Source organism: Mycobacterium sp. IDUB_39 (assembly GCF_055419205.1).
Map to the genome: position 1 here is coordinate 398,081 of NZ_JBVAXF010000006.1, position 23,125 is coordinate 421,205.

Below are 23,125 nucleotides of genomic sequence, written 5' to 3' on the forward strand. Positions count from 1 at the left end.
GAATTTGGAGGGGAGGCGGCTGGTGGACCAGGAGCGCGTCGGCCCGGTCATGGCATTCCACACCAGCTCTGTGTTCTTTCGATCTGGGGGCAGCCGTTGTGCTGCGGTGCTGTATCGCCCGGCCGACACACCAGACGAGGTGCCCTGTGTCGTGCTGGCACATGGATTCTCCGGCACGATGGATTGGATCGTTCCGGACTTCGCGGGCCGCTTCGCCGCCAGTGGCCTCGCGGCGTTGATCTTTGACTACCGTTACCTGGGGGCCAGCGAGGGACAGCCGCGCCAGCTGATCAGCACATCACGCCAACGCACCGATCTGCGCAACGCCGTCGAGTTCGCCCGCAGTTGCGACGGCATCGACGAACACCGGATCGCGTTGTGGGGGACCTCGCTAGGCGGCAGTCACGTACTCGATCTGGCGGCCAATGACTCGTCGATTGCCGCAGTCGTCGCGAACGTGCCGGCGCTCGATCTCTTTCGTGGAACGCGTGGTCGCGCGAAGCGACCGGGCCTTCGGCTGAGTCGCGCGGCGATCGCCCTTGCGACTGTCCGGTTGTCGTGTGCAGCCGTGCTGGACGCCGTCGCCGGTGCGCTGCGACGTCAGCCCCATTACATTCGCGTCTATGGCAAGCCTGGACGAGCCGTCTTCAGCGATCCGTCGCTCGGGGGACTGTTCGACACCCTGGAGCGGAGCTCGCCGACCTGGTGCAACAGGGTCACCCCACGGTTTCTGTTTACCGCACCGCGCTACCGGAGGGGAGCGCTCGAACGGATCAGCGCGCCGCTGCTGGTGACCTTGGCTCGCGACGACGAGGTCGTGTCCAGTGACTACATCAGGCGCAAGGTGGCTGAAGTCCCGCACTACGAGATTTGCGAGTATCCCGTCAGCCACTTCGAGATGTACCACGGTGACGTGCAGCAAGAGGTGACGGCAGCTCACGTCGACTTCCTGCGGCGGAACTTGGTGCCGCGCGACGGCGACGTACGCTGACGGATCGATGTGCGCTCGAGAGGACGCGGAGGAGCCCGGATTACGGCGCTGGTGTCCTGGGAGAGAAGTGCATTCGGGTTCCTTGTCGGTGAACGGGTGCGCCACTGTCGGTTTCGAGATGGCGATCCGGGTCACGCTCTTGTGCTCCGGCGTAAGTGCCATTGGGTATCGGTGGACTTGAGGGAGTCGAGTGCGGCTCGCAGTCTGGTCGCGGCCTCGTCGGCGACCTCGCGAACTCCAGGCTGATCGGAGAGCTGAACCTCACCTGGGGTCTATCGCGCCGAGGATCAGGTAGTCCTCCATGTCCTGGTCCAGCTTGGCTTTGAGTGTGGCCTTCATGTCGATCTCGGTCAGGATACCGAAGCCCTGATCTGCCAGTGCCTTTCGGGTTCTGGCTACCGCGTCCTCGAATGTGGTGTGCAGTGTTGTGGACATTGCGTAGCTCACAGTTTCTCCATCTCTTGTCGATGTTGAGCGGGTCAGGCCAACGCCAGGAACAGTTTCTCCAGCTCGGCCTCGGTCATGGGTTGTTGGCCGTCTGCGGCCTCGCCGGTCAGGCATTCTCGTAGTCCGGTCGCGACGATTTTGAAGCCGGCTTTGTCCAGTGCGCGCGATACCGCAGCGAGCTGTGTCACGACGTCCTTGCAGTCGCGGCCCTGTTCGATCATCGAGATCACTCCGGCGAGTTGCCCCTGTGCTCTGCGAAGTCGATTGAGTACTGCGGCGATTGCGTCTTCGTCACCGACCATGGTGTTGCTCCTCTCTACGGACGTTATAGCCATGGTACCCGCGGGGGTATTCCGAACGTCCATCATGCGGCGGCTGATCCGGAGGCCGCAGTGCCGGTGAGACGACGTAGCGGGCAGTGGGCGTACCGGGTGCACGCGAGGGTCGCGGCCGCGGCGATCGCGGTGAGCGTCGCGGCGGCGATTCCGATGCTCGGGTGGATCTCCTGGGCCAGGATCACCGAGGACATCGCGAGTACGAACCAGCCGAAGGTCTTTCGCAATGCATCGGGGTTGACCATCGCGGTCAGGCGGGCGCCGATCAACGCGCCGACCACAGCGGCCGCGGTGACGGCGAGTGCGAGCGTCCAGTTGATCTGGACGCTGGCAAGGTATCCGCCGAGGCCGGCGAACGACTTCATCGCGATCACGATCAGTGAGGTACCGACGGCGATGGGCATCGGTAGTCCGCCGAGCAGGGCCAGGGCGGGTACGACCAGGAATCCGCCGCCGGCGCCGACGAGGCCGGTGACCAGGCCGACCGCCAGGCCCTCGGTGAGGATCTTGGGCACCGGCAGGTGCTGTCCGCTCCCGCGGACATCGATGTTCTTGCGTCCGCGCAGCATGGCGATGGCGGTGGCGATCATCATGACGGCGAATCCGATGAGGAGGACCGTGCCGGGGATGAATTGGGCGAGTAGGCCGCCACCATAGGCGCCGGCCATGCCGGCTGCGCCGAAGATCAGACCGGTGCGCCACTGCACTCGGCCGGCCCGTGCGTGCGATATGGCGCCGATGGCGCTGGTGACGCCGACGACCAGCAGTGAGGTGGCGATGGCTTGTTTGGCGTCCATGCCGGCCACGTAGGCCAGCAGCGGGACGGTCAGGATGGACCCGCCGCCGCCGAGCAATCCCAGTGCGATGCCGACGAATACGGCCAGGCCGATGGTGAGCGCAATCATGATCGGCTAGCTCGCTTTCTGGCCGTTGGGGCCGGAACCGACGAGTTGGGACACGACGGTCTGGGCATCGCAGGTGGCGCCGCGGTTGTAGGGCAGCTTGGACAGTGCCATGCCCATGGCGCAGGTGTTGGTCAGCGAGGCGAAGGTCAGTCCGCCGCCGATGGCCGCGGCGACCCATTTGAGTTTCGGTGCGGCGATGCTGGCCAGGACGCTGGATAGCACGATCGAGCCGGCGACGAGGCGCACCTGGCGCTCGAGTTCCCAGCGTGGTGCGCCGCGGTTGACCGCGAATCCGTTGGCCTCCCAGGCGGTGATGCCGCCGTCGAGGATGTGGACGTTGGCCAGTCCGGCGTTGCGCAGGGTCTCCTCGGCCTGTGCGGCGCGCTGACCCGAGCGGCACACTAGGACGACGTCCTCGTCGAGGTGGGTGATGATCTCGTCGCGGTGTTCCCGCAGCAGATCCAGCGGCACGTTATACGCACCGGCGATATGCGCCGTCTCGAACTCGCCAGGGGTTCGCACGTCGAGAACCCGCGGGGGAGCGGTCGAACCGAGGCGGTCGCGCAGATCCTGCGAGTCGATGGTGGCGGGAGCGGTCATGGTCAGGTTCCTTCCGGCAGGGCCGACGGTGACGAAAGCCTCTAGAGCTCTAATACCGCCGGGGGTATTGTTCTACGCGATGGTAGGCATACCCCCTTGGGTATTGTCAAGCGGGGAATGAAATACCCCATGGGGTACTTTCTATACCCATAGGGGTATATGCGAGGATGGCATGACCCCGACATCAACAGAAAGAGGAGAGCGATGATCTTCCAGCAGTACTACCTGGACTGCCTGTCCCATGCGTCATACCTGATCGGTGACGAAAACACTGGGCGTGCAGTTGTTGTCGACCCGCAGCGTGATGTGGCCGAGTATGTCGCCGACGCCAGGGAACTCGGGTTGAGGATCGAGCTGGTCATCGAGACGCACTTTCATGCCGACTTCCTGTCGGGGCATCTGGAGCTGGCCAAGGCCACCGGAGCCAAGATCGTGTACTCCTCGGTGGCTGAGACCGAGTTCGAGTCGATGGGTGTGGCCGACGGTGAGCGCTACTCACTGGGTGAGGTGACGTTGGAGTTCCGCCATACACCCGGGCATACGCCTGAGTCGATGAGCATCGTGGTCTACGAGCACGCCGGGGATGAGGTTCCCTACGGTGTGCTGACCGGTGATGCGTTGTTCATCGGCGACGTTGGCCGGCCCGACCTGTTGGCCTCGATCGGGTTCACCCGTGAGGAGTTGGCTGACAAGCTCTATGACTCGCTGCACAACAAGTTGATGACGCTGCCGGATGCGACGCGGGTGTACCCGGCGCACGGCGCGGGGTCGGCGTGCGGCAAGAACCTGTCGACGGATCTGTGGTCGACGATGGGGGAGCAGAGGCAGACGAACTACGCGCTGCGTGCGCCCGACAAGGCCACGTTCATGGAGTTGGTCACCGAGGGGCAGCCGCCCGCGCCGGGTTACTTCGTCTACGACGCGATCCTCAATCGCAAGGATCGTGAGCTGCTGGACGAGGCCAAGGTGCCGACGGCGATGACCTACGAGCAGGTCATCGAGGCGATCGGTCGAGGTGCTGTGCTGGTGGACGGGCGCTCACCGGAGGAGTTCGCCCTGGGGCATCTGCGTCATGCCATCAACATCGGTCTGGAGGGTCGCTATGCCGAGTTCGCCGGGTCGGTGCTGCCCTCTGATGTCGATGTCGTGCTGTTCACTGAGCCGGGTCAGGAGCTGGAGGGCAAGAATCGGCTGGCGCGGATCGGTTTCGACCGGGTGATCGGCTACCTGGACAAGCCGTTCGAGGCGATGCTGGCCCACCGCGACGACGTTCAGGTGGCATCCCGTTTGACGGCCAAGGCCTTCGATCAGCGTGTTTCGGAGTTGGCGAACGTGCAGATCGTCGACGTGCGCAACCCGGGCGAGGTCGAGGCGGGGACCATCCCGAACGCGATCACCATCCCGGTCGGCCAGTTACCCAGCCGGCTGAACGAGCTCGACCCCACCGCGCCGACGGTCGTTTACTGCGCCGGCGGTTACCGATCCTCAGTGGCCGCGAGCCTGCTGCGGCACAACGGCTTCACCGACGTCAGCGACATCCTGGGCGGATACGGCGCCTGGCACGACTCCCACCAGAACGCCTGAACGAATAAAGAAGGAGACCACGCACCATGACCATCACGGCCAAGCATCAGATCCTGATCGTCGGCGGCGGGACCGCCGGCATCTCGGTCGCGGCCCGCCTGCTCCGCAAGGGCTACACCGACGTCGCGGTTATCGAGCCTTCCGACAAGCACTACTACCAGCCGCTGTGGACGCTCGTGGGCGGCGGCCAGGCCAAGGCGTCGACGACCGAGCGTGCCGAATCCTCGGTCATGCCCAAGGGAGCGGCCTGGATCAGGAACGCCGCCAGCGCCTTTGACCCCGACAGCAACACGGTGACCTGTGCCGACGGGTCGACCTACGCGTACGACGTGCTCGTCGTGTGCCCCGGCATCCAGCTGGACTGGAACCGCACCGAGGGATTGCAGGACGCCCTCGGCAAGGGCGGGGTGTCGTCGAACTACCGGTTCGACCTCGCACCGCGCACCTGGGACTTCATCCGCAACCTGCGATCGGGGACCGCCGTCTTCACGGTTCCCTCCGGCGCGATCAAGTGCGCCGGTGCTCCGCAGAAGATCGCCTACCTGGCATCCGACTACTGGCGCCGCCAAGGCGTTCTCAAGGACATCGACGTCCACCTCGTCATGCCGGGGGCGCGGCCCTTCGGAATTCCGGCGATCGCCGACAGCCTCGACAAGGTCATCGCCCACTACGGCATCACCGTGCACACCAACTCCGAGGTCACCTCCATCGACGCGGCGGGACGCAAGGTCGGTGTCACCAGCGTCGCCGCCGGCGGGACCGACACCATGCTGGGGTTCGACGTGCTGCACGCCGTGCCACGCCAATCCGCGCCGGACTGGATCAAGACCAGCCCGCTGTCGACCGGTGACGCCATGGGCTACGTCGAGATCGACAAACACACCATGCAACACGTGCGATACCGGAACGTGTTCAGCCTCGGCGACGCCGGATCCTCACCGAACTCCAAGACCGGCGCCGCGATCCGCAAACAGGCCCCCGTCGTGGCCGACAACATCGCCGCGTTCCTCGCGAACCGACCCCTGGGTGCTAGCTACAACGGGTACGGGTCGTGCCCGATCGTCACGTCCTCGCACGCGATGTTGCTCGCCGAGTTCGACTACGACCTGAACCTGACGCCGTCGATCCCCGTGCTCGACCCGACCAAGCCCCACGTGGCGTACTGGTACCTCAAGAAGTACGGCCTGCCGTTCATGTACTGGAACCTGATGCTCAAGGGCCTGGCGTAACAATTCCACTGTCACACACAGGAAGGACACTGCATTGACCACCAAGAATCTGACCTACGATGACTTCGAGTCCACCATCACCGACAATTCGATTGTCCTCGTGGACTTCTGGGCGTCATGGTGCGGCCCATGCCGCGCCTTCGCCCCAGTCTTCGAGAGGTCGTCGCAAGCACACCCCGATGTCGTGCACGCCAAGGTCGACACCCAGGCCGAGCGAGACCTGGCCGCCACCCTGGACATTCAGTCGATCCCGACGGTGATGGCGTTCCGGGACGGCGTGCTCGTCTACCGCCAGGCTGGTGCGCTGCCGCCAGCAGCGCTCGAGGACCTGATCAACCGGGTCAAAACACTGGATATGGCAGAGGTCCGCGCCAAGATCGCCGCACGGAAGTCAGCGGCTTCGGCCTAACTGAGTGCCCGGATTGTCGCCTGCCGCCGATTGCTCAGGTGGTGTGCCGGTGGTCCGCCGCGTAGGCGGGACCGATCGTAGGTTGCGCAGCGAGGCGGTTGATCTGCGAGTCCTGACGCGGACCTCCGACGAGGGCAGTTGTTCAGTCGAGGTCGTTGAGGAGCACCGCCGCGCCATCGAAGCTGCCCGCCTTCAGATCGGCGAGGGCCTGCTGGGCCTGTGTCAGCGGGTATTCGTGAGTCGTCACGCGCAGATGATTCTCTGCGGCGAATCGCAGAAACGCCTCGCCGTCCGCGCGGGTGTTGGCCGTGACGCTGCGGATCTCGCGCTCGTAGAACAGCTCGCGTTCGTAGTTCAAGGGGGGCACGTCGCTGAGGTGAATACCCGCGATCGACAGGATTCCGCCGCGGTCAAGGGCGCGCAACGCGACTGGCACGAGATCGCCAACCGGTGCGAACAGAACGGCGCTGTCCAACGGTTCCGGTGGCGTGCCATCGGCACCCGTCGAGGACGCCGCGCCAAGGGTGAGAGCCAACCTCTGCGCCTGCGCCCCCCGGGTCATCACGTGCACGGTTGCGCCCTGTGCGATTGCGATCTGAGCGGTGAGGTGCGCACTGCCTCCGAAACCATAGATGCCGAGGCGTCCCCCTCGGGGGAGACCGGCACGTTGCAGTGCTCGATAGCCGATGATGCCTGCGCACAGTAGGGGAGCAAGTTCGATATCGGCGTACCCGCTCGGCAGGCGGTAGGCGAATGCGGCTGGCACCGTGGTGTATTGGGCATATCCGCCGTCGTCGTCCCATCCCGTGTACCGCGAGTTGGGGCATAGATTCTCCGCGCCCCGACTGCAGTATCGGCACGTGCCACACGTCTTGCGCAGCCATGCGATGCCAACACTGTCGCCGACCGAAAAGCCCGACACCTCAGGGCCGAGTTCCTCCACCGACCCCACCACCTCATGGCCAGGTGTGATGCGATCCGAGTGTGGCGTGAGGTCGCCCTCGCTGACGTGAAGGTCGGTGCGACAGACCCCGCAGGCGCGCACGCGAACGAGTAACTCGCCAAGTGTGGGCCGCGGTATTGGTTTGCGTACGTAACTCATCGGTTCGGACTCGATCGGACCGGGTGCGCGGACAATCCACGCCGCCATCGTGTCCGCATCGATCGCTGTCATCGCTACCTCCGCGTTGAAGCCTTGCCGCTACCTTCGCGGGCCGCCAGCTACGCACGTCATTCGCCGCAGGGGTACTCCGCAGAAACTCATCGAAGAGTATCTGGATCGCCCCGCTTGCTGTGGCTGATCGGCGCTCTGGACAACTGGGCGGATGCGGAGGAAGGGCCTTTGTGCTCTGCGCGCAGGAGTCCTTCGCCGCCCGGAAGGGGCATTTGGCGCCTATCCGGCTCGTCGCGGATGTCGGCACCATCGTGATGTGTGCGTCGGCGTCGATGTGCTCGGACCGCGTGACACCGAACGGTCTGGCTACGAAGGGATTGGCAATGAGGGGAACGGGACCGTCAGTCGTGGTCGGGGTTGACGGCAGTGCCAGCGCGTCGAAGGCTGCTCGATGGGCCGGGGTGATCGCGGAGCGGCTAGGCGCATCGCTGCACCTCCTGCACGTCATGCGTAGTGTCGATGAAGCTCTGCTGGAGATCACGACAGCGAGACAGGCTGACGCCGGGGCGTATCCCCGGGAGGTGAGTCAGGCGGTGCTCGACCGGGTGGCTCAGGCTGTTCGTGCCGATTGCCCCGGGCTGGCAATCTCGCGGACACTGAGCCACCGCACGCTGGACGAGGTCTTGACCGAACTGAGCAGGGATGCCTGCATGATCGTCCTCGCTTGCGCGGACGTGTCTCCGAGCGAGGCGTTCCTTGTCGGATCCACGACGCTGTCGGTCGCCGCTTACTCGGCGTGTCCTGTGGTCGCGTGGCGAGGCGCGGTCGTTTCTCCGAACCGGCAGGCCATCGTCGTTGGCGTCGATGACGACCAGCACTCACACGCCGCTCTCGAGACTGCGTTCAGGCTCGCCCATCTTCTCCATGTCGAACTCAGGGCGGTACATGCGATCTCAGCGCGGCGTCCACACGGGAAGCCCGACATTCCCGGCAGCATCGACTGGTTGGCGCTCGAGGGTGAGGCGAGGCGCCAACTCATGGATATCACTGCTCCGGTCGCCAACCGCTGGCCCGGAGTCGACGTCACCTATCTCGTCGACGGAGGCAGGCCCAGTCGATTGATTCTGAACGCCGCTGCCGACGCTCAACTCATTGTCGTCGGTCCGCGCGGCCGAGGTAACGTCGCCAGCGCCTTGCTGGGGTCGACTAGTTTGAGTCTGTTGCACCACTCACCGCGACCCGTCGTCCTATGCCCTGCGTCCTCCACGTTGGCTGAATCCTCTTTGGGTGGTGAGCAGTACGGCACTGAGGCCGACGTTGAGAACCGGTGAAGTCGCATACCCCCCATCACCTGGCCCAGGACTCGTTCGCAGTCTTCCCTGATGGCCGAACTAACCGACGGTGATGGCGGCTCCCGCTGGCAGAGTCTGGATGTGCCCTCGGCACTCCACGGCGATTGGGGGCGCATCAGAGGGGTCTGCGACGATGCTCGCGGATCGCCCCGAGATCCGAAGGTGTAGCCGGTGTCCCCGATAGTGAATTGAGAATCCGAGCGTCCCAGCGTCTTCCGGCCACATTGGACCCAGGATGAGTCGATCGTTCCTGGCCTCCAGGCCGGCGTAGCACCGCTGGAGCAGGTCGATACTTCCAGCCATGGCGGCCAGGTGAATTCCCTCGGCCGTGGTGCCTCCTTGAGCGTCGGCGATATCGGAGTCCAGCACCTGCTGAAAGTAGTCCGTCGCCTGGGCGCGGTTGCCGCGGGCGAGCACCCAGGAGTGCACGACGGCGCTCAAGGTCGATCCGTGGGTCGTGCGATTGAGGTAGTAGTCGATGGTCCTGGGCACTTGGGCGGGGCCGAACTGGTACCCCAAACGGCCTAGCACGTAACGTAATTCGTCGGCTGACAGTAGGTAGAACAGCATCAACGTGTCGGCCTGCTTGGAAACCTTGTAGTTGTTGACGTCGTCACCCTCTGCCTCAAGGATTCGGTCCATTCGGCCGACGTTTCCGTAGCGTTCTCGATACCGTGCCCAGTCGAGTTCAGGAAGACTCTCATATCCCTCGAACTGGCTGATAACACCTTCATGGAAGGGTACGAACATCCGTCGGCTGACCTGATCCCACAACGCCAATTCGGCACCATGCAGGTGTAGTGATTCGACAAGGTCGAGGCGGTCGGGTGTAGGCAACGCATCCAGGGCTTCCATCGCCCGCAAGATGGTCCAGACTGCCATTACGTTGGTGTACGCGTTGTTGTCGACTCCGCAGTAAGGACGTCCGGGGTAACCCGTGTGGAACTCGTCGGGTCCGATGACGCCGTCAATGACATACCGATCGCGCGAGGGGTCGAACCGTGCCCGGCTGGCCCAGAACCGTGCAATCTGGATCAGTATCTCCGCGCCAATGCTGGTGAGGAACTTTAGGTCTGCAGTGACCTGGTAGTACTGCCACACCGTGTACGCGATCGCAGCACCCACATGATTGGCGAGTGCGCTGGGGTCAAGGTTCCAACGTCCTGAACGCGGATTGAGGTGCAACTTCTGGCTCATCTCACGGCCGTCGCTGCCGGATTGCCATGGGAACATCGCACCGGAATAGCCTGCCGCAACTGCGGAGTGGCACGCCTCGCCGAGGCGCCGGTAGCGGTACCGCAGTATCGAGCGGGTCACGTCGGGAAGGCGCAGGTTCAGCACCGGTACCACGAACAGATCGTCCCAGAAGACGTGCCCGCGATATGCCTCACCGTGCAGCCCGCGTGCTGGAACCCCTGCGTCGCAGTCAGCCATGTGAGGTGAGACGCACTGCAGAAGATGGAAGATGTGTAGGCGGACATCCCGAAGCCGCTCCACATCGCCATCGAGTTGCAGTTGGAACCCCTCCCACAGATGTGACCAAGCTGTCAGGTGATCCCCGAGATGGGCGGCATACCCGCCGACCCGGGCCACCGCCCTTTCGGCTGCCTCTCGCGGTTCTGAGATCGCACGGTCGCGACTGGTGTAGATGACGACGGCCTTCTCCACGGTTACCGATTGGCCTGACGTGATCGCGACGCTCATGACGTCACCTGCCTCCGTGTCCTCTGCCAGCGCACGGCGAACAACGGGTGCGAGGCCTTCGCCAGAGATCGCGGTGCGGGCGGCCATCGCAACGCGAATGTGGGACTGCACAGTTTGTGTCTCGCACGCGATTGCGTTGGCGCCCAATGGGGAGAATAGTGGCGTGCTCAGGTGCCTTCCCGAGAGGTCTCGGTAGCGCCTCACCCCGCTGTTGGCGACTCCACCGTCGATAGTGGAACGAAATCGCACTGTTCCTGACCAGTTATCGGCCGTGACTGTGGTCGACAGCGCGCACAGATGTGGGTCGTGCATCGACACGAATCGACGTTCGCTGACCGAGGTGACACGTCCGCTGTCGTCGCGTACGCGGAACTCCCGCAACAGCTCAGCTCGGCGAAAGTCGATGGTTTGGCGATAGCTGACTACGTGATGGGTGGCGCCGTCAAGGTCTAGCCACGGCCCGTCGTCGATCGCGAAGGTCAGCGGCAACCAGTTGGGAAGATTGACGATGCTCTCGTTGTCGACGGTGCTCCCGCCGATGCGATCGGTCAGGCGGTTGTACACCCCGGCGCAGTACGTGCCGGGGTAGTGCGACGCGCCGGCTTTGGCCTCGGGAGCACTTCCCCGGGTACCGATGTAGCCGTTTCCGATACCGCACAGTACTTCCCGATGAAGCTCGCTTCCCGGGTCGTAACCGTCGAAGATGACCGACCATGCCGCGTGGGATTGCCGCCGTTCCGTGTCGAGTCGAGATTCGACCGCGGTGAGCAGCTCGGCGACCTGCTGAGGACTGTCCACCGCGAAGCGCGCGGATGTCAGTCGATCGCCGTCCTCATCGTGGCCCACCACGATCCCGACACCGTCCCGCTCCACGGCGTCGAAAGCATCCTCGTCGGTGAGATCGTCACCCAGGTACAGCGGTGTCACGTCCTTGGCGCCGAGTTGGCTGACGATCCAGAGAAGCGCCGTGCCCTTGTCCCAGTCCATGTCCGGTCGAAGTTCGATCACCTTGCGTCCGTGCATGACTCGCAAATCCTCGCGTCGTCCCGCGATATGCACAGCCGAAGTGACAGCTGCTACGAGTTTCGGTTCCACTCGCCTGTAGTGGACGGTGACAGCATGCCGTTTGCGTTCCACCTCCGCGCCGGGAACACCGTTCAGCTGCTCTCGCAGGGCATTCTCCGCGCGCGTCAGGGCGGGATCCGACGAGAGCGCCTCTCCGTTGTCGTGGTGGGCGCCGTTGGGGGAGACGATCTCCAACCCGTGGTTGCCGGCATACCAGAGGCCCGGCACATCGACTCTGGCACGGACGTCGAGTACGTCACGCCCACTGAGAATGGCGACGGGGCACAAAGCGGCCAGCGCAGTAAGGGCGTCTCGAGCCAGCGGGAGGATGCGGGCCGCTGCGGGGTCATCGACGATGGCGCTCAGAGTGCCATCGAAGTCGGCGAAGACCGCCGCCTGTCGCGTCGCGAGGACCACGCCGAGCATCTCGACAGACGTGAGTGCCTTATCGAGGGAGGACACGCGTCGATAACCGGCGCGCACGGTCACCGACGAGAGGTCAGTGACGGCAGCGTCGGCGCCCCAGGCTATGAGATCGCCTTCGCGGTCACCGGCATCGAAGCCGACGACCATTCCGAATCCTCCGTTGCGGCCAGCGAGCACACCGGTTCTCGTCTGGTCAACGACCACGCATCGATCAGGGCGTGTCCGAAGGCGGCCTGCCGCCTCCAGTAACAGACCAGGATCGGGTTCCCCGCCCTCTGCGGTCTGCCCGGCAACCTGAACATCGAAGACATCATCCAATCCGGCAGCGTGTAAGACAGCGGTGCAGTTCATGTTCGACGCGTAAACCGCCGTGGCAATGTGCGCGTGACGCAGGCGGCGTGCCAGAGCGACCGTCGAGTCCACGGCGGTGACAACTCCATTGAGATCGAAGAGCACCGCGTCGTGCCGGCGCGCATCGATCACCACCGACCGGCAGTCGCCGATTGAATGTGTGACATCACTTGGCACGTGCTGTTCGGTCCCAGGCGTCACCCCAATGAGGATTCCCGGTACGACGCCACCGCTGCAGGGCCGAAAGTCCTGGGCATCGGTGGATATCGACCCTACGGGGGACCGCCGATAACTCGGAGAATGGTTCAGCTGAGTTAATGATCGGAGGCACCACGATGATGTACTGGTATGGCCACGACATGGGTTGGTGGGGGTTCGCCGGAATGGCGACACTGACCGCGGTGTTCTGGGTGCTGGTAATTGGAAGCCTCGTAGCGCTCGTCAAGTACCTCACCGATCACAGGCACATCCAACGGGAGGCGCCGTACGAATCGGTCTCTCCTGCCGACGTATTGGCCGCACGGTTCGCGCGGGGTGAGATCAGCGAGTCAGAGTACCGAGACCGCGCCGCCGTGCTCCGCGAAGCCGGGCGCGGATGACCTTCGACGCGTTGGCAAACAGTGAAGACTCGAATTGAGGTCGAAGACGTGATCGGTACTGCCCCTTATCCGTGGCGAGGAACTGTGCTGGGCATCGTTACTGTCGCGATACTCACTATGGGCACGGTCGCACCGCTGATCGGCAGCGTTGGCCATGGCACTATCAGTAGGGTCGCGGAGGATCCAGCGGGGGCGCCGGTGCCGGTGCAGCGCTGGTGGGCGGCCAGCCACACGGATGTCGAGGAGCTGCGGGCCGCGATTGACGACACTCAACACGGGCTCGCAATAGGTGACGACGGGGCCGTGGCTGCAGCCTGCCAAAAGATGCACGACGCCGGAGAACTCAAACTTGGGGCGCGGTTACCCGCACCTGAACCAGCTCTGACCTCGGCCCTGAGTGGGGCGATCGAGGATGCCCACGCCGCTGCTCACCTGTGTCTGGCGGCGGTGGCCGGATCGCAGAACCATTACGCCGGGGAGTTCCGATCTGACCTGGAGCAAGCCGAGCACCAACTCCAGGAAGCTCAAGATTTAGTCAACAAGATACTCACCGAGGCCTGACTGCCCCTAGTCGCCGGCCGGGGCAGGGACCTTCGTCAGCCCACGATTGAACCTCGAATGGAAGGGAACGATTCATGAAGGCGCAAGTAGGCGACTGGCTGGTGATCAAGGGCACGACGGTCGATCGGCCGGACCAACGGGGGCTGATCACCGAGGTGCACTCAGCCGATGGGTCACCCCCGTTCGTGGTGCGGTGGCTCGACAGCGGTCATGAGACGACGGTGATCCCGGGTAGCGACGCGGTCGTCGTCACCCCCACGGAGCAGGCGGACGCTGACGAACGCGCCCAACGGCGGTTCGGCGCGGTGCAGTCAGAGATCGCCCATCGCAGCAAGGGGGCGCGTCATGCCTGATCCGATCCCGCACCACGGAGTCGTGGTGGGTACCGACGGATCCTCATTGGCGGGTGTGGCAGCGAGGTGGGCGGCGTATGAGGCGGCGATGCGTCACGTGCCGCTCACGGTTGTGCACGTCATCTCGCCTCTAGTGAGTGTGGCGGCGTCGCCAATGGGCTGGCCTGCGTACGAAATCCCTGAGGAGATCGTCGAGGCTCAGGAGGATGAGGGGCGACGGATCATCGCCGACGCCGTCGAGGCGATCGAGAACAGCTTTGTCGGCGCCGAACGGCCTGAGATCCACGGTGAATTGCTCTATGGTGTAACGGTTTCTGTCCTCGCTGGTCTGTCCAAAGACGCACAACTGGTAGTGACGGGTTGCCGTGGACGAACCGAACGACAGCGTCGCCTGCTGGGGTCGATCAGCACTGGACTGATCCATCACGCGCATGGCCCCGTCGCGGTGGTCCACGCTGAGGGGGCATCGCTGCCTGACGCCTCACGGCTGCCCGTGGTGGTGGGAGTCGACGGATCGCGAGCCTCGGAGCTGGCGCTGGCGTTGGCGCTCGACGAGGCATCCCGGCGTGGTGTCGATTTGGTGGCGTTGCACGTCTGGAGTGATGCGGACATGTCGACAGTGCCTGGCATGGAGGTCTCGGCGCTGAGGTTGGCGGCGGACAAGACGCTCGCCGAATCGCTCGCTGGCTGGCAGGAACGCTATCCGGACGTCAGTATCCATCGGGTGGTCGAATTCGAGGAACCTGCCCGCCATCTTCTCGACCGGGCCGAGAACGCTCAACTTCTGGTCGTGGGCAGTCATGGCCGAGGTGGGTTCGCTGGGATGCTGCTCGGTTCGGTCAGCACCGCAGTGGCTCAGGAGGCTCGAGTCCCTGTGATTGTGGCGCGTCGGCCCTAGCCGCAATTTGCTCGTGACATTCCACGACACCGCCTTCAGTCAATTGGGGTACGACCGTTGTTCGATGGAATCGAGGTCCACCTCAACGCTGAGTACCGATCCGTCGCGATGCTGTGTGACAGGCCATCCCGCGTCGCTGATTACTTTGCGTATCGCGTTGTTCTCGCAAAGAACTTCGGCAACGAAACGATGCTGGCCAGCATCTCTTGCGATGTGGCCGAGTGCGCGCAACAGCGCGGTGCCGACCCCGCGCTCATGCTGTTCGTGTGCGACGACAACCGCGATCTCGGCACAGCCCGGCTCGCTTGACTCTGCGTAGTTCGCGACTCCGATCAACTCGCCGGCCTCAAAGACGCCGAGCGCGACGAACCCGTCGACGGGTCTGGTGAGCGACATAGCCCACTCACCGATGTGGGCCGGGTACGCCGTGAAGAACCGCAGATATCGCTCCTCGACACTGAGGTCGGCAGCCAGGGCGACGACGGCGTCGTAGTCCTCGGCGCACAGGCTTCGCAGGGTTACCTCTGCGCCGTCGATAAGTGTTGCCATGCTGGAGAACTCATGGGTATTCATTGAGTGGCTCATCGTGATCAACGGATGTGGAGCACTTCATCGACCGGGCGGCGCGGTGTGCGAGCCGGAGGTGAATTGGTGTCATGAGCAACGCCAACGCGGATCAGCACCTGCGGTTCGGTGTGTCGGCCAATGAGCCGACGAACCACCTCGCGGCTGTCGTGCACCTCGATCATGTGTGTGAGGGGGCACGTCGCAAAACCGGCCGCGGTGCACTCGAGTAGTACCCGAGACAGCGACTCTCCGCATTCCAAGGTGTTGCGGCGGCTGTCGTCGAAGGTGGACAGAACGAGAACTTTCGAGCGATCGCGGTCAGTATGCGAGCTGAGATCGCCACTGCTGTAGACCGGGAAGTCACGTGCAATGTCGACGCGTTCAGCCTCGGCGGCCGATGGCAGCGCACTTGGCGGAATGCCATCGCTAACGTGAGAATGACCGGTCCACCAAAGCAATTCATATCGGTAAGATGCATCGTCGCGACGATTCTGCTCGCTGCGACGCGATGCATCTGCAAGCGCAGGCCGTCCATTGTCATCGATCACGTCCAGGTCGACTACGGTGCCATCGAGGATTGCCCGGAGTCGCGCTTCAAGGTCTGCCCACGGCTCGGGAGCGGCGAGCGGACGCCGGTCAGTGCGACGGTGCTCGATTGCGGTGGCCAACGCCCGGTCGTGCTCATCCACTGCGTCCGCGTGGTGGAAGGTCGCGGTTGCTAGGAGGTCGTGATCGCGCGGGTCGGGAAGTCTGTCGATGACGACCTGCCGGCGGGTCACGGCGGCGGCCACCTGAAGATGATCCAATGCGGCGCCGCAGGACAGAATCACCTCTCGACCGGTGCTGTCGGTGTGGTGGCCCACCCGGGCGTGGTCGGCGGTAAGTCGCAGGACGCCGGTATCGAAACTCCATCGCCAGGGCTGGCTATTGTGCAGCGAGGGTGCGCGGCAGGCAGTGTCGACGATTCTGACAAGCTGCCCAGCGCTGATCGTGTTCGGCGGAGTGACAGGCGTCGTCATGTCATCCTCCGCGCGGTCGTCTCGGGGATAGCTCCAGTCCGAAACCTACCGTCGATGACAGGCGTGCCTTAGAGTCGTTTGTTTCATCCGGCAGGGACGAAGGTCCCCGCGGTGCCGGCCCTGGCCCGTGGCGATGACATGTGGCCGCCGGGACCGGGCCTTTGGGCCCTAATACGACGGCGTCTTCAGCGTTAAGGATCAGTTGGTCATCCCAATGCGGGTACGGGAGGAGACGACATGGACATCTTCATGATTGACACACGGCGCAACTGGTTCACTCGGTTGTTGGGCCACAACACGCTGGTGCGCCGAAGTGATCGGATCGAAGCCTGGTCTCTCATCGCGGCCGTCCTGATCCTCGCGGTGGCGACCCCTGTCGTTTGTGCTTTCGGTACGTCGACGTATGACGCCCGCGCCCGCCTCTATTCGATAGAGATGCAGCATCGACACCCGGTGACCGCCACCACGGTTGGAGGTGGTGATCGAGCGTATGGACCCGGCGATGTCATGAATGCAGCCCGGACGAAGGGGAATGCAGCCGGTCAGCAGCACGTCGAGGTGATCAAGTGGTCTAGTCGAGCGAAAAGCGGGGACCAGAACCGCATTTGGGTAGACGATAACGGTCTTGACGTAGCGCCTCCGAGATCTTCCAGCCGCGCGGCGGCGGAGGCATCGGTGTTGGCGCTCGTGGTCTGGTTGGGGGTCTTGGTTTCCGTCGCCGGGGTTCTGTGCGCCATCCGGTGGCGGCTTGACATTCGGCGGTTCGCGCAGTGGGACCTGGAGATGAACAAGATCTCGGAGGGCGGCGACCGGAAGAATCCCCAATGACGCAGATGTCCGAATCCAGTCCGCACGACGGCATCATTGTCGGTGTGGATGGCTCCTTGCCGTCGAAGGCCGCGGTCGCCTGGGCGGCTCGAGACGCGATGATGCGTAACCTCTCACTGCGTATCCTTTGTGTCGCGCCGCCACCCATGATCGCCACCGGGGCAACCGTTCCGGATGATCTCGCCGAGCGTGGGAAGATGCATGGAGACGAGGTATTGCGTGATGCTAGACGCATCGTGGAGGAAGTGACCGAGGGGTCAACCACAATCCGAACCAGATGTGAGATCGTGAGTACGGCTGTGTTGCCCACTCTGATAGAGCGGTCGAGAGATGCCTTCATGATCGTGGTCGGCTGCCGCGGCCTGGGGGCGATCAGGCGGCAGCTGCTTGGTTCTGTGAGTTGGGGACTCGTCCACCATGCGCACTGTCCGGTCACGGTCATTCATGACGAGGATTCGATGGCGGAGCGACCGTCCGGGGCTCCCGTTGTGGTCGGTGTCGACGGCTCGCCGGCGTCAGAGCCGGCGGCCGCGATCGCCTTTGACGAGGCGTCGCGGCGAGGAGTCGACCTCGTCGCGGTCCATGCATGGAGTGATTACCCGGCCTTTGACTGGCCATCCCTCAGTTGGGAGGGGCTGAGGGAGGAGGCCGAGGAGACACTCGCCGAGCGGCTCGCTGGGTGGCAGGAGCAATATCCCGACGTCGGCGTGCGACGTGTCGTCGTACCCGACCGCGCCGCACATCAGCTGCTGGCGCAGTCGGATGCTGCGCAACTGACGGTTGTCGGCAGCCACGGTCGCGGAGGCTTCACAGGGATGCTGCTCGGGTCGGTCAGCTCAGCTGTGGCGCAGTCGGCTCGGACACCGGTGATTGTCGCTCGGCAATCCTGAGCGCTTCAGTTTCGGGCAGTTGGCGTCGGACGGACGTCAACGAGCACCGGGGTTTATCGCACCGCCTCATGGTGGATACAGGACACGACGGTTTCTCGTCTCAACTGCTCTGCGCGATGCTGAATTCCACGCATCATCTTCTGCTCCATGACGAAGTGCGGAACGTCGAACCAGATGTGGCCGACCGGCCCGCCGCTGCCACGTACGATCAGCCGCGTCCATCCGTTCTTCCGATGGAGGTGAAACCCCCATGATCCCGAGGCCCTCTCCCCGCGCTGCACGCGCTGGAAGTCCTCGGGTGACATCAAGATCAGATGTGATTCCGGCTTGACCTTCGCCACTACCTGCCGTGCCCTGTCTCCGTAGCGCCGGGCCAGCCACACGTTGTCGCCGACGTGGATGTCCTGCCATTCGGAGTGCACGGTCCTCGCGTTGCGAATGCGTGCTCCGGCGAGCCGCTCCAGCCAGGAATAGCTGTAGAAGCCACCGCGGTCCTCGCCGATCTGCGCCAGCCACGGCCACACCTTTGTGGTCGGTGCGTCGATGCTGATCGCGCGGGTGGTCCTCGGTGCGCTGTCCATCACCAGCTCGTCGCCGGGTAGGGGGTCGGTGACTTCGTCGTCGTCGGCGCCCCAGGCGAACATCAACTGCCGCAGCCTGCCCCGACACAGAACGACGGCGCCACTGAGTGCTATCAGGCCCGCCAGCCATGGCCGTTGTGTGCCCATGTGCGCAGGTTAGGTAGGCGCCAGACGCAGCCAAAGGGTCCAAGGTCCCCACCGGCTGGGCCCAAAGCGCACTTCTCGCCGGTGCGCTGGGGGTGCACGCTTGCACTATGCGCACGCACTGGCTTGTGATGGAGCAGTCGGGGCATGGAGCCGTCGCACCGTTTCGCACGCGCGTGGCCGGAGCTGGGCGCTACTTCCCGCCCGCGCGTCTGTCGACGGACGAGCTGATGTCGACCACGCGTCACCGCACACACGTCGATCTGGAGAGGTTGACGGGTATCCGAGAGCGTCGCGTGTCGACGGGGGACGAGGATTCCTACAGCCTTGCGACCGCGGCCGCGCGCGACTGCCTCGCCACGGCGCAGCGACCGGGTGATTCGATCGACGTGGTGATCAGTTGCAGTATCACCAAATTCCGCGGTGGACTCACTCAATGGTTGGAGCCGACGGTGAGCGGCAACGTGGCCCGGGAGATCGGGGCCACGAAGGCGATGACCTTTGACCTGTCCAACGCCTGTGCCGGCATGCTGACCGCTGTCACCGTCGCCAACAACTGGATTCGACAGGGTGCCATTGAACGGGCCCTGCTTGTCAGCGGCGAGTACATATCGCAGCTCGGCCAGAACGCGGCACGGCACATCCGCAGCATCATGAGTAGGGAGCTCGCGTCGCTCACCCTCGGTGACGCGGGTGCGGCGCTCCTCCTAGAGCGGGCGCCCGTCGCATCGCCCGGCATCCAGATCGCCGGATTCACCACGGTCGCCGACTACAGTCGGCTATGCCTGGCCTATCCGAAGGGCTCTGAGCCCGGCGCCCGAATGTTCACCGATGCCAGGGGAATTCAGCGTGCAGCCATGGACGACACTCCGTTGTTGCTCCACGAGGTTTTGGACGCCGCGGGTATCTCTCTCCACGACATCGACCACGTGATCACCCATCAAACCTCGGCCCGGGCAATACGCAAGGGGATGGTCAAGGTCGCCGCTGAATTCGGCGACCGGCCGCGCCACGATGCGGTGATCACCGTTGACCGGTACGGCAACACCGCATCGACGACGCACACGGTGGCATTGATCGAGGAGCTGCAGGCGGGCCACATACGGCCGGGGGAGAGGATTGCGCTGATCGCCTTGGCATCCGGGCTGGAGATCGGCATCGTGGTGATCAGCTTGGACGACGATCTGGTGAATCGCTATGGGCACCCTGATTGATCGAGTCGAGGTCGCCGCGGGCGGTTGGCGGAGTCGTCACAGCGGCCTCCGCTTGGCGACGAAGACGGCCACGGACTGCCTCGCCCGGGCCGGCCGAAGACCGCAGGATGTCGACCTCATTGTCAACGCCGGAATCTATCGCGACCGTAACCTGGGCGAGCCCGCCCTCGCGGCGATGATCCAGGAGGACATCGGTGCCAATCCCGAGGACCCTCACTATGGCGCGCACGGGACCTTCTCCTTCGACATCGCCAACGGGTCGTGTGGAGTGCTCACCGCGTTGCAGATCGTTGATGGATTCTTCAAGTCCGGTGCCATCGACTGCGCGTTGGTGGTGGCCAGTGATGCCGATCCTGGACGCCACATGAGTGTGGCCTTTCCGTTCTCACCCACCGGTGCGGCGCTGCTCTGCGAATGGGCAGACGGTGACCGGGGACTCGGACGGGTGCACTGGTCAAGCAATCCGGACGGGGGCGAGTGCTTCAACGCCACTGTTGGGATGATCGACCGGCGCAACGTACTTCGCTTCCATCGGTCCACCGAACTCGACCAGCGGTTCGCCTCCGCTGCTGCCGAATCGGTGGCCGAGTGTCTCACGGCGTCGTCCCTACGTGTCGAGGATCTCGATGCGATCATCGCGGCACCCGCCCGCCCCGGATTCCGCTCGCGATTGGCCGAGATGCTCGACATCGGTGAGGAACTCATAACCGTCGCGGAGGACGAGCGCATGCACACGGCCTCGCTGGCGGCCGCATTCGAGCGTGGAACGCGAGGGGGCCTGCCTGGCGGACTCGTCCTACTCGTAGCGGCGGGGGCAGGAGTCACCGCGGGTGCCGCCCTGTATCAACTGCCTCGGTGAGGTCAGACAGTGGGAATCACGCTATAGACCAGTCGGATAGGTTTCGGGGGTTTCGCCTGCCACCCACAGGCTGGTGGTTTCGAGTGGTTCCAGCGCTCGGGTGTGGTCGATGTGAATCACTGCGTCGAACTGTTCGCCGGGGCGGACGTGATAATAGTGGCTTTGACGTTCGGTGGCCGGCAGATAGATCACTCCGATGGCTCGCCCGAGCCGGACCGTGTCCATTGGTTCCGCGGCGGCCTCGCTGATGATTGGCGACACGAGGAAGGCCGTTCTGCCCACCTCGTGCAACATCTCCTCGACGCTTCCGTTCAGCGCTGGTCTGACGATCTTGCGCTCGGCAACGCCGCCCCACTCACTGGCTGCTGTCACCGTTCCCGAGTACGTTGTGAATCCGATCAATCGCGACGCGTTAGCGTGGCTCTCTCGAACCAACTGGCCCAGTGTGAGCTGTCCGTCACCTCCGACCTCGGTGGCCCTCGCGTCGCCGACGTGGGAGTTGTGAGCCCACACGACTATTCGAGCAGGCGTACCGTCGCGATGGCGACCGAGATGATTCTGGAGCGCCTTCAACGTCTGTGCCATGTGTTCGTCGCGCAGATTCCACGACGTGACTCGCCCGCCAAACATTGCGCGGTAGTACACCTCCGCGTTGCGGACCGTCTGCGCGTTCTGCTGTGCGTAGAACAGCTCGTCCTCGGCGAGCAGCCCGTCGCGACGCGCATAGTCCAGGGCGCTGCGTTGGATGTCCACCAGTTGATCGACTGCTTGTCGCTCGCAGGAGAGACCCGCACCGAATGCCGCGGCAAAGCCGTACGCCTGGGCGTCATCTGCAGAGGCGTGGTCGAAGCACGCATATCGCTCACGTGCGCGCGCTGCCGCGCGTGGGTCGATGCTGTCGAGATAGGCGATCACCTCCTGCATCGACCGGTGCAGGCTGTAGAGGTCCAATCCATAGAAGCCCGCTTGCCGTTCGCCGCGTTCTTGATGGACTCGGTTGTGGGTGTGGAGCCAGTCGATGAAGTCACGGACGACGGCGTTGCGCCACATCCAAGTGGGAAATCGCTCGAATCCGCTCAATGCCTCACTCGCGGATCCGTCTTCGCCCAACCCGCGGACATATCGGTTCACGCGATAGGCGTCGGGCCAGTCCGCCTCGGCGGCAACGGCGTCGAACCCCTTCTCCTCAATGAGCCACTTGGTGATCTCGGCGCGAGCGTCGTAGAACTCGTGCGTGCCATGAGAACTCTCGCCGATCAGGACGATTGTCGCATCGCCCACGATCTCCTCGAGCACCTCCAACGGAGGCATCCCGGCAGGAGCATCGACGGCTGCCCGTCCGATCACCTCCGCCGCTGTCTCGGCTGTTCGGAGTTTCGCCGTGGCGAACCCGGTGGTCGGGGTGGTGAGAAGATCTTGAACCTCCCCGTCAGTTACCTGAGTGAAATCCCAGAAGGACTCTCCGACCGCGCGAAAGGGTGTTGGCATCGTTGCGCATACGACGTCGTCGACGATGGCCTCGAACTCTCGGCAGGTTGACTCGGGAGCCGCGGGCACCGCTATCACGATCTCGGCGGGGTCTGCCTCACGCAGCGCCTGCACCGCCGCCAGCATGCTGGCGCCGGTGGCGAGACCGTCGTCGACCAGTATCACTGTCTTGCCTGTCACCTCCAGTGGTGGGCGACCGCATCGATATGCCGCCTCGCGCCGAATCAGTTCCCGCCCCTCGCGTTCGGCGACATCGCGCAGCTGTTGGGGCGTCACCCCCAGTGCCCGCACCAAGTCGTCGTTGACCACGACGCGACCGCCACTCGCCAGTGCACCCATGGCGAATTCCTCGTGATCGGGTGCCCCCAACTTCCGCACGATGAACGCGTCGAGAGGAACGCCAAGGGCCGCTGCCACCTCCCATGCCACCGGGACCCCACCCCGCGCTAGGCCAAGGACAATGACGTTGTCGCGCCCTCGGTAGGCGCTGAGCAGGCCGGCGAGAACTCGCCCGGCCTCTCGGCGATCACGAAAGATGCGGCGAGGCGTGTTCCTGAGCGGCCTCTGTGAACGAGTCATCTCGGTGCTCCGTTCGTGCAGTTGTCGAGCGGT

Annotated in this window: 22 protein-coding genes and 1 pseudogene; 13 read left to right on the forward strand and 10 right to left on the reverse strand. The window is 64.2% G+C overall.

Annotated features, from left to right (window positions below):
• Positions 1–22: 22 nt before the first annotated feature.
• Positions 23–991 (forward strand): alpha/beta fold hydrolase, encoded by a 969-nt coding sequence (locus tag ACZY0X_RS23905; protein WP_463773938.1) that lies wholly within the window; start codon positions 23–25, stop codon positions 989–991.
• Between the two features lie 131 nt (positions 992–1,122).
• Here ACZY0X_RS23905 and ACZY0X_RS23910 read toward each other — a convergent pair.
• From ACZY0X_RS23910 to ACZY0X_RS23925, 4 genes and pseudogenes are all read right to left on the reverse strand, one after another.
• Positions 1,123–1,438, reverse strand: a pseudogene (locus ACZY0X_RS23910) (DUF302 domain-containing protein).
• Between the two features lie 32 nt (positions 1,439–1,470).
• Positions 1,471–1,740 (reverse strand): metal-sensitive transcriptional regulator, encoded by a 270-nt coding sequence (locus ACZY0X_RS23915; protein ID WP_011891882.1) that lies wholly within the window; start codon positions 1,738–1,740, stop codon positions 1,471–1,473.
• A 62-nt stretch (positions 1,741–1,802) separates the two neighbouring features.
• Positions 1,803–2,678, reverse strand: a complete 876-nt coding sequence (locus ACZY0X_RS23920) for a sulfite exporter TauE/SafE family protein (protein ID WP_463773939.1) — start codon at positions 2,676–2,678, stop codon at positions 1,803–1,805.
• Between the two features lie 6 nt (positions 2,679–2,684).
• Complete coding sequence (locus tag ACZY0X_RS23925; RefSeq protein WP_463773941.1) at positions 2,685–3,278, reverse strand: rhodanese-like domain-containing protein; 594 nt, start codon at positions 3,276–3,278, stop codon at positions 2,685–2,687.
• A 204-nt stretch (positions 3,279–3,482) separates the two neighbouring features.
• Here ACZY0X_RS23925 and ACZY0X_RS23930 point away from each other — a divergent pair, with 204 nt between their 5' ends.
• Genes ACZY0X_RS23930 through trxA form a run of 3 tightly spaced genes read left to right on the forward strand, consistent with a single transcriptional unit; the run spans position 3,483 to position 6,500 of the window.
• The gene (locus tag ACZY0X_RS23930; RefSeq protein WP_463773942.1) at positions 3,483–4,862 is read left to right on the forward strand and encodes an MBL fold metallo-hydrolase; all 1,380 of its coding nucleotides are present in this window, start codon (positions 3,483–3,485) and stop codon (positions 4,860–4,862) included.
• A gap of 26 nt (positions 4,863–4,888) precedes the next feature.
• Positions 4,889–6,091, forward strand: coding sequence for an NAD(P)/FAD-dependent oxidoreductase (locus ACZY0X_RS23935; RefSeq protein WP_463773944.1), 1,203 nt, complete (start codon positions 4,889–4,891; stop codon positions 6,089–6,091).
• Between the two features lie 34 nt (positions 6,092–6,125).
• Positions 6,126–6,500 (forward strand): thioredoxin, encoded by a 375-nt coding sequence (gene trxA, locus ACZY0X_RS23940; protein WP_463773946.1) that lies wholly within the window; start codon positions 6,126–6,128, stop codon positions 6,498–6,500.
• A 142-nt stretch (positions 6,501–6,642) separates the two neighbouring features.
• Here trxA and ACZY0X_RS23945 read toward each other — a convergent pair whose 3' ends face one another.
• A complete protein-coding gene (locus ACZY0X_RS23945; protein ID WP_463774115.1) occupies positions 6,643–7,650 on the reverse strand; it encodes a zinc-binding alcohol dehydrogenase family protein in 1,008 nt (335 codons plus the stop codon).
• 347 nt (positions 7,651–7,997) lie between these two features.
• On the opposite strand from ACZY0X_RS23945, the gene ACZY0X_RS23950 reads away from it, so the two are divergent.
• Positions 7,998–8,945, forward strand: coding sequence for a universal stress protein (locus ACZY0X_RS23950; protein WP_463773947.1), 948 nt, complete (start codon positions 7,998–8,000; stop codon positions 8,943–8,945).
• Positions 8,946–9,005: 60 nt separating this feature from the next.
• Here the strand turns inward: ACZY0X_RS23950 and otsB are convergent, their stop codons facing one another.
• Positions 9,006–12,308, reverse strand: coding sequence for a trehalose-phosphatase (gene otsB / locus ACZY0X_RS23955; protein WP_463773948.1), 3,303 nt, complete (start codon positions 12,306–12,308; stop codon positions 9,006–9,008).
• Positions 12,309–12,829: 521 nt separating this feature from the next.
• On the opposite strand from otsB, the gene ACZY0X_RS23960 reads away from it, so the two are divergent.
• The 4 genes from ACZY0X_RS23960 (at position 12,830) to ACZY0X_RS23975 (ending at position 14,923) form a co-directional block, all read left to right on the forward strand.
• Entirely contained in the window at positions 12,830–13,111 is a 282-nt protein-coding gene (locus tag ACZY0X_RS23960; RefSeq protein ID WP_463773950.1) for an SHOCT domain-containing protein, read from the forward strand.
• 84 nt (positions 13,112–13,195) lie between these two features.
• Positions 13,196–13,672 (forward strand): hypothetical protein, encoded by a 477-nt coding sequence (locus ACZY0X_RS23965; RefSeq protein WP_463773951.1) that lies wholly within the window; start codon positions 13,196–13,198, stop codon positions 13,670–13,672.
• Positions 13,673–13,746: 74 nt separating this feature from the next.
• Positions 13,747–14,025 (forward strand): DUF1918 domain-containing protein, encoded by a 279-nt coding sequence (locus ACZY0X_RS23970; RefSeq protein ID WP_463773952.1) that lies wholly within the window; start codon positions 13,747–13,749, stop codon positions 14,023–14,025.
• The gene (locus ACZY0X_RS23975; protein WP_463773954.1) at positions 14,018–14,923 is read left to right on the forward strand and encodes a universal stress protein; all 906 of its coding nucleotides are present in this window, start codon (positions 14,018–14,020) and stop codon (positions 14,921–14,923) included. The genes ACZY0X_RS23970 and ACZY0X_RS23975 overlap by 8 nt, the downstream gene beginning before the upstream one ends.
• Before the next feature lie 39 nt (positions 14,924–14,962).
• On the opposite strand, the gene ACZY0X_RS23980 is transcribed toward ACZY0X_RS23975, so the two are convergent.
• Entirely contained in the window at positions 14,963–15,496 is a 534-nt protein-coding gene (locus ACZY0X_RS23980; protein ID WP_463773955.1) for a GNAT family N-acetyltransferase, read from the reverse strand.
• 17 nt (positions 15,497–15,513) lie between these two features.
• Positions 15,514–16,509, reverse strand: coding sequence for an Acg family FMN-binding oxidoreductase (locus ACZY0X_RS23985; RefSeq protein WP_463773956.1), 996 nt, complete (start codon positions 16,507–16,509; stop codon positions 15,514–15,516).
• A gap of 237 nt (positions 16,510–16,746) precedes the next feature.
• On the opposite strand from ACZY0X_RS23985, the gene ACZY0X_RS23990 reads away from it, so the two are divergent.
• Both ACZY0X_RS23990 and ACZY0X_RS23995 read left to right on the forward strand, forming a co-directional pair.
• The gene (locus ACZY0X_RS23990; RefSeq protein ID WP_463773958.1) at positions 16,747–17,337 is read left to right on the forward strand and encodes an Rv1733c family protein; all 591 of its coding nucleotides are present in this window, start codon (positions 16,747–16,749) and stop codon (positions 17,335–17,337) included.
• A gap of 5 nt (positions 17,338–17,342) precedes the next feature.
• Positions 17,343–18,227, forward strand: a complete 885-nt coding sequence (locus ACZY0X_RS23995) for a universal stress protein (RefSeq protein ID WP_463773959.1) — start codon at positions 17,343–17,345, stop codon at positions 18,225–18,227.
• Positions 18,228–18,280: 53 nt separating this feature from the next.
• Here ACZY0X_RS23995 and ACZY0X_RS24000 read toward each other — a convergent pair whose 3' ends face one another.
• Positions 18,281–18,955, reverse strand: coding sequence for a hypothetical protein (locus ACZY0X_RS24000; RefSeq protein ID WP_463773960.1), 675 nt, complete (start codon positions 18,953–18,955; stop codon positions 18,281–18,283).
• 107 nt (positions 18,956–19,062) lie between these two features.
• Between ACZY0X_RS24000 and ACZY0X_RS24005 the strand changes: the two genes are divergently transcribed.
• Together ACZY0X_RS24005 and ACZY0X_RS24010 are read left to right on the forward strand one after the other, a co-directional pair.
• Complete coding sequence (locus ACZY0X_RS24005; protein WP_463773962.1) at positions 19,063–20,166, forward strand: 3-oxoacyl-ACP synthase III family protein; 1,104 nt, start codon at positions 19,063–19,065, stop codon at positions 20,164–20,166.
• A complete protein-coding gene (locus ACZY0X_RS24010) occupies positions 20,150–21,025 on the forward strand; it encodes a 3-oxoacyl-ACP synthase (protein ID WP_463773963.1) in 876 nt (291 codons plus the stop codon). The genes ACZY0X_RS24005 and ACZY0X_RS24010 overlap by 17 nt, the downstream gene beginning before the upstream one ends.
• A 21-nt stretch (positions 21,026–21,046) precedes the next feature.
• Here ACZY0X_RS24010 and ACZY0X_RS24015 read toward each other — a convergent pair whose 3' ends face one another.
• Complete coding sequence (locus ACZY0X_RS24015; protein WP_463773964.1) at positions 21,047–23,092, reverse strand: erythromycin esterase family protein; 2,046 nt, start codon at positions 23,090–23,092, stop codon at positions 21,047–21,049.
• Positions 23,093–23,125 lie beyond the last annotated feature (33 nt).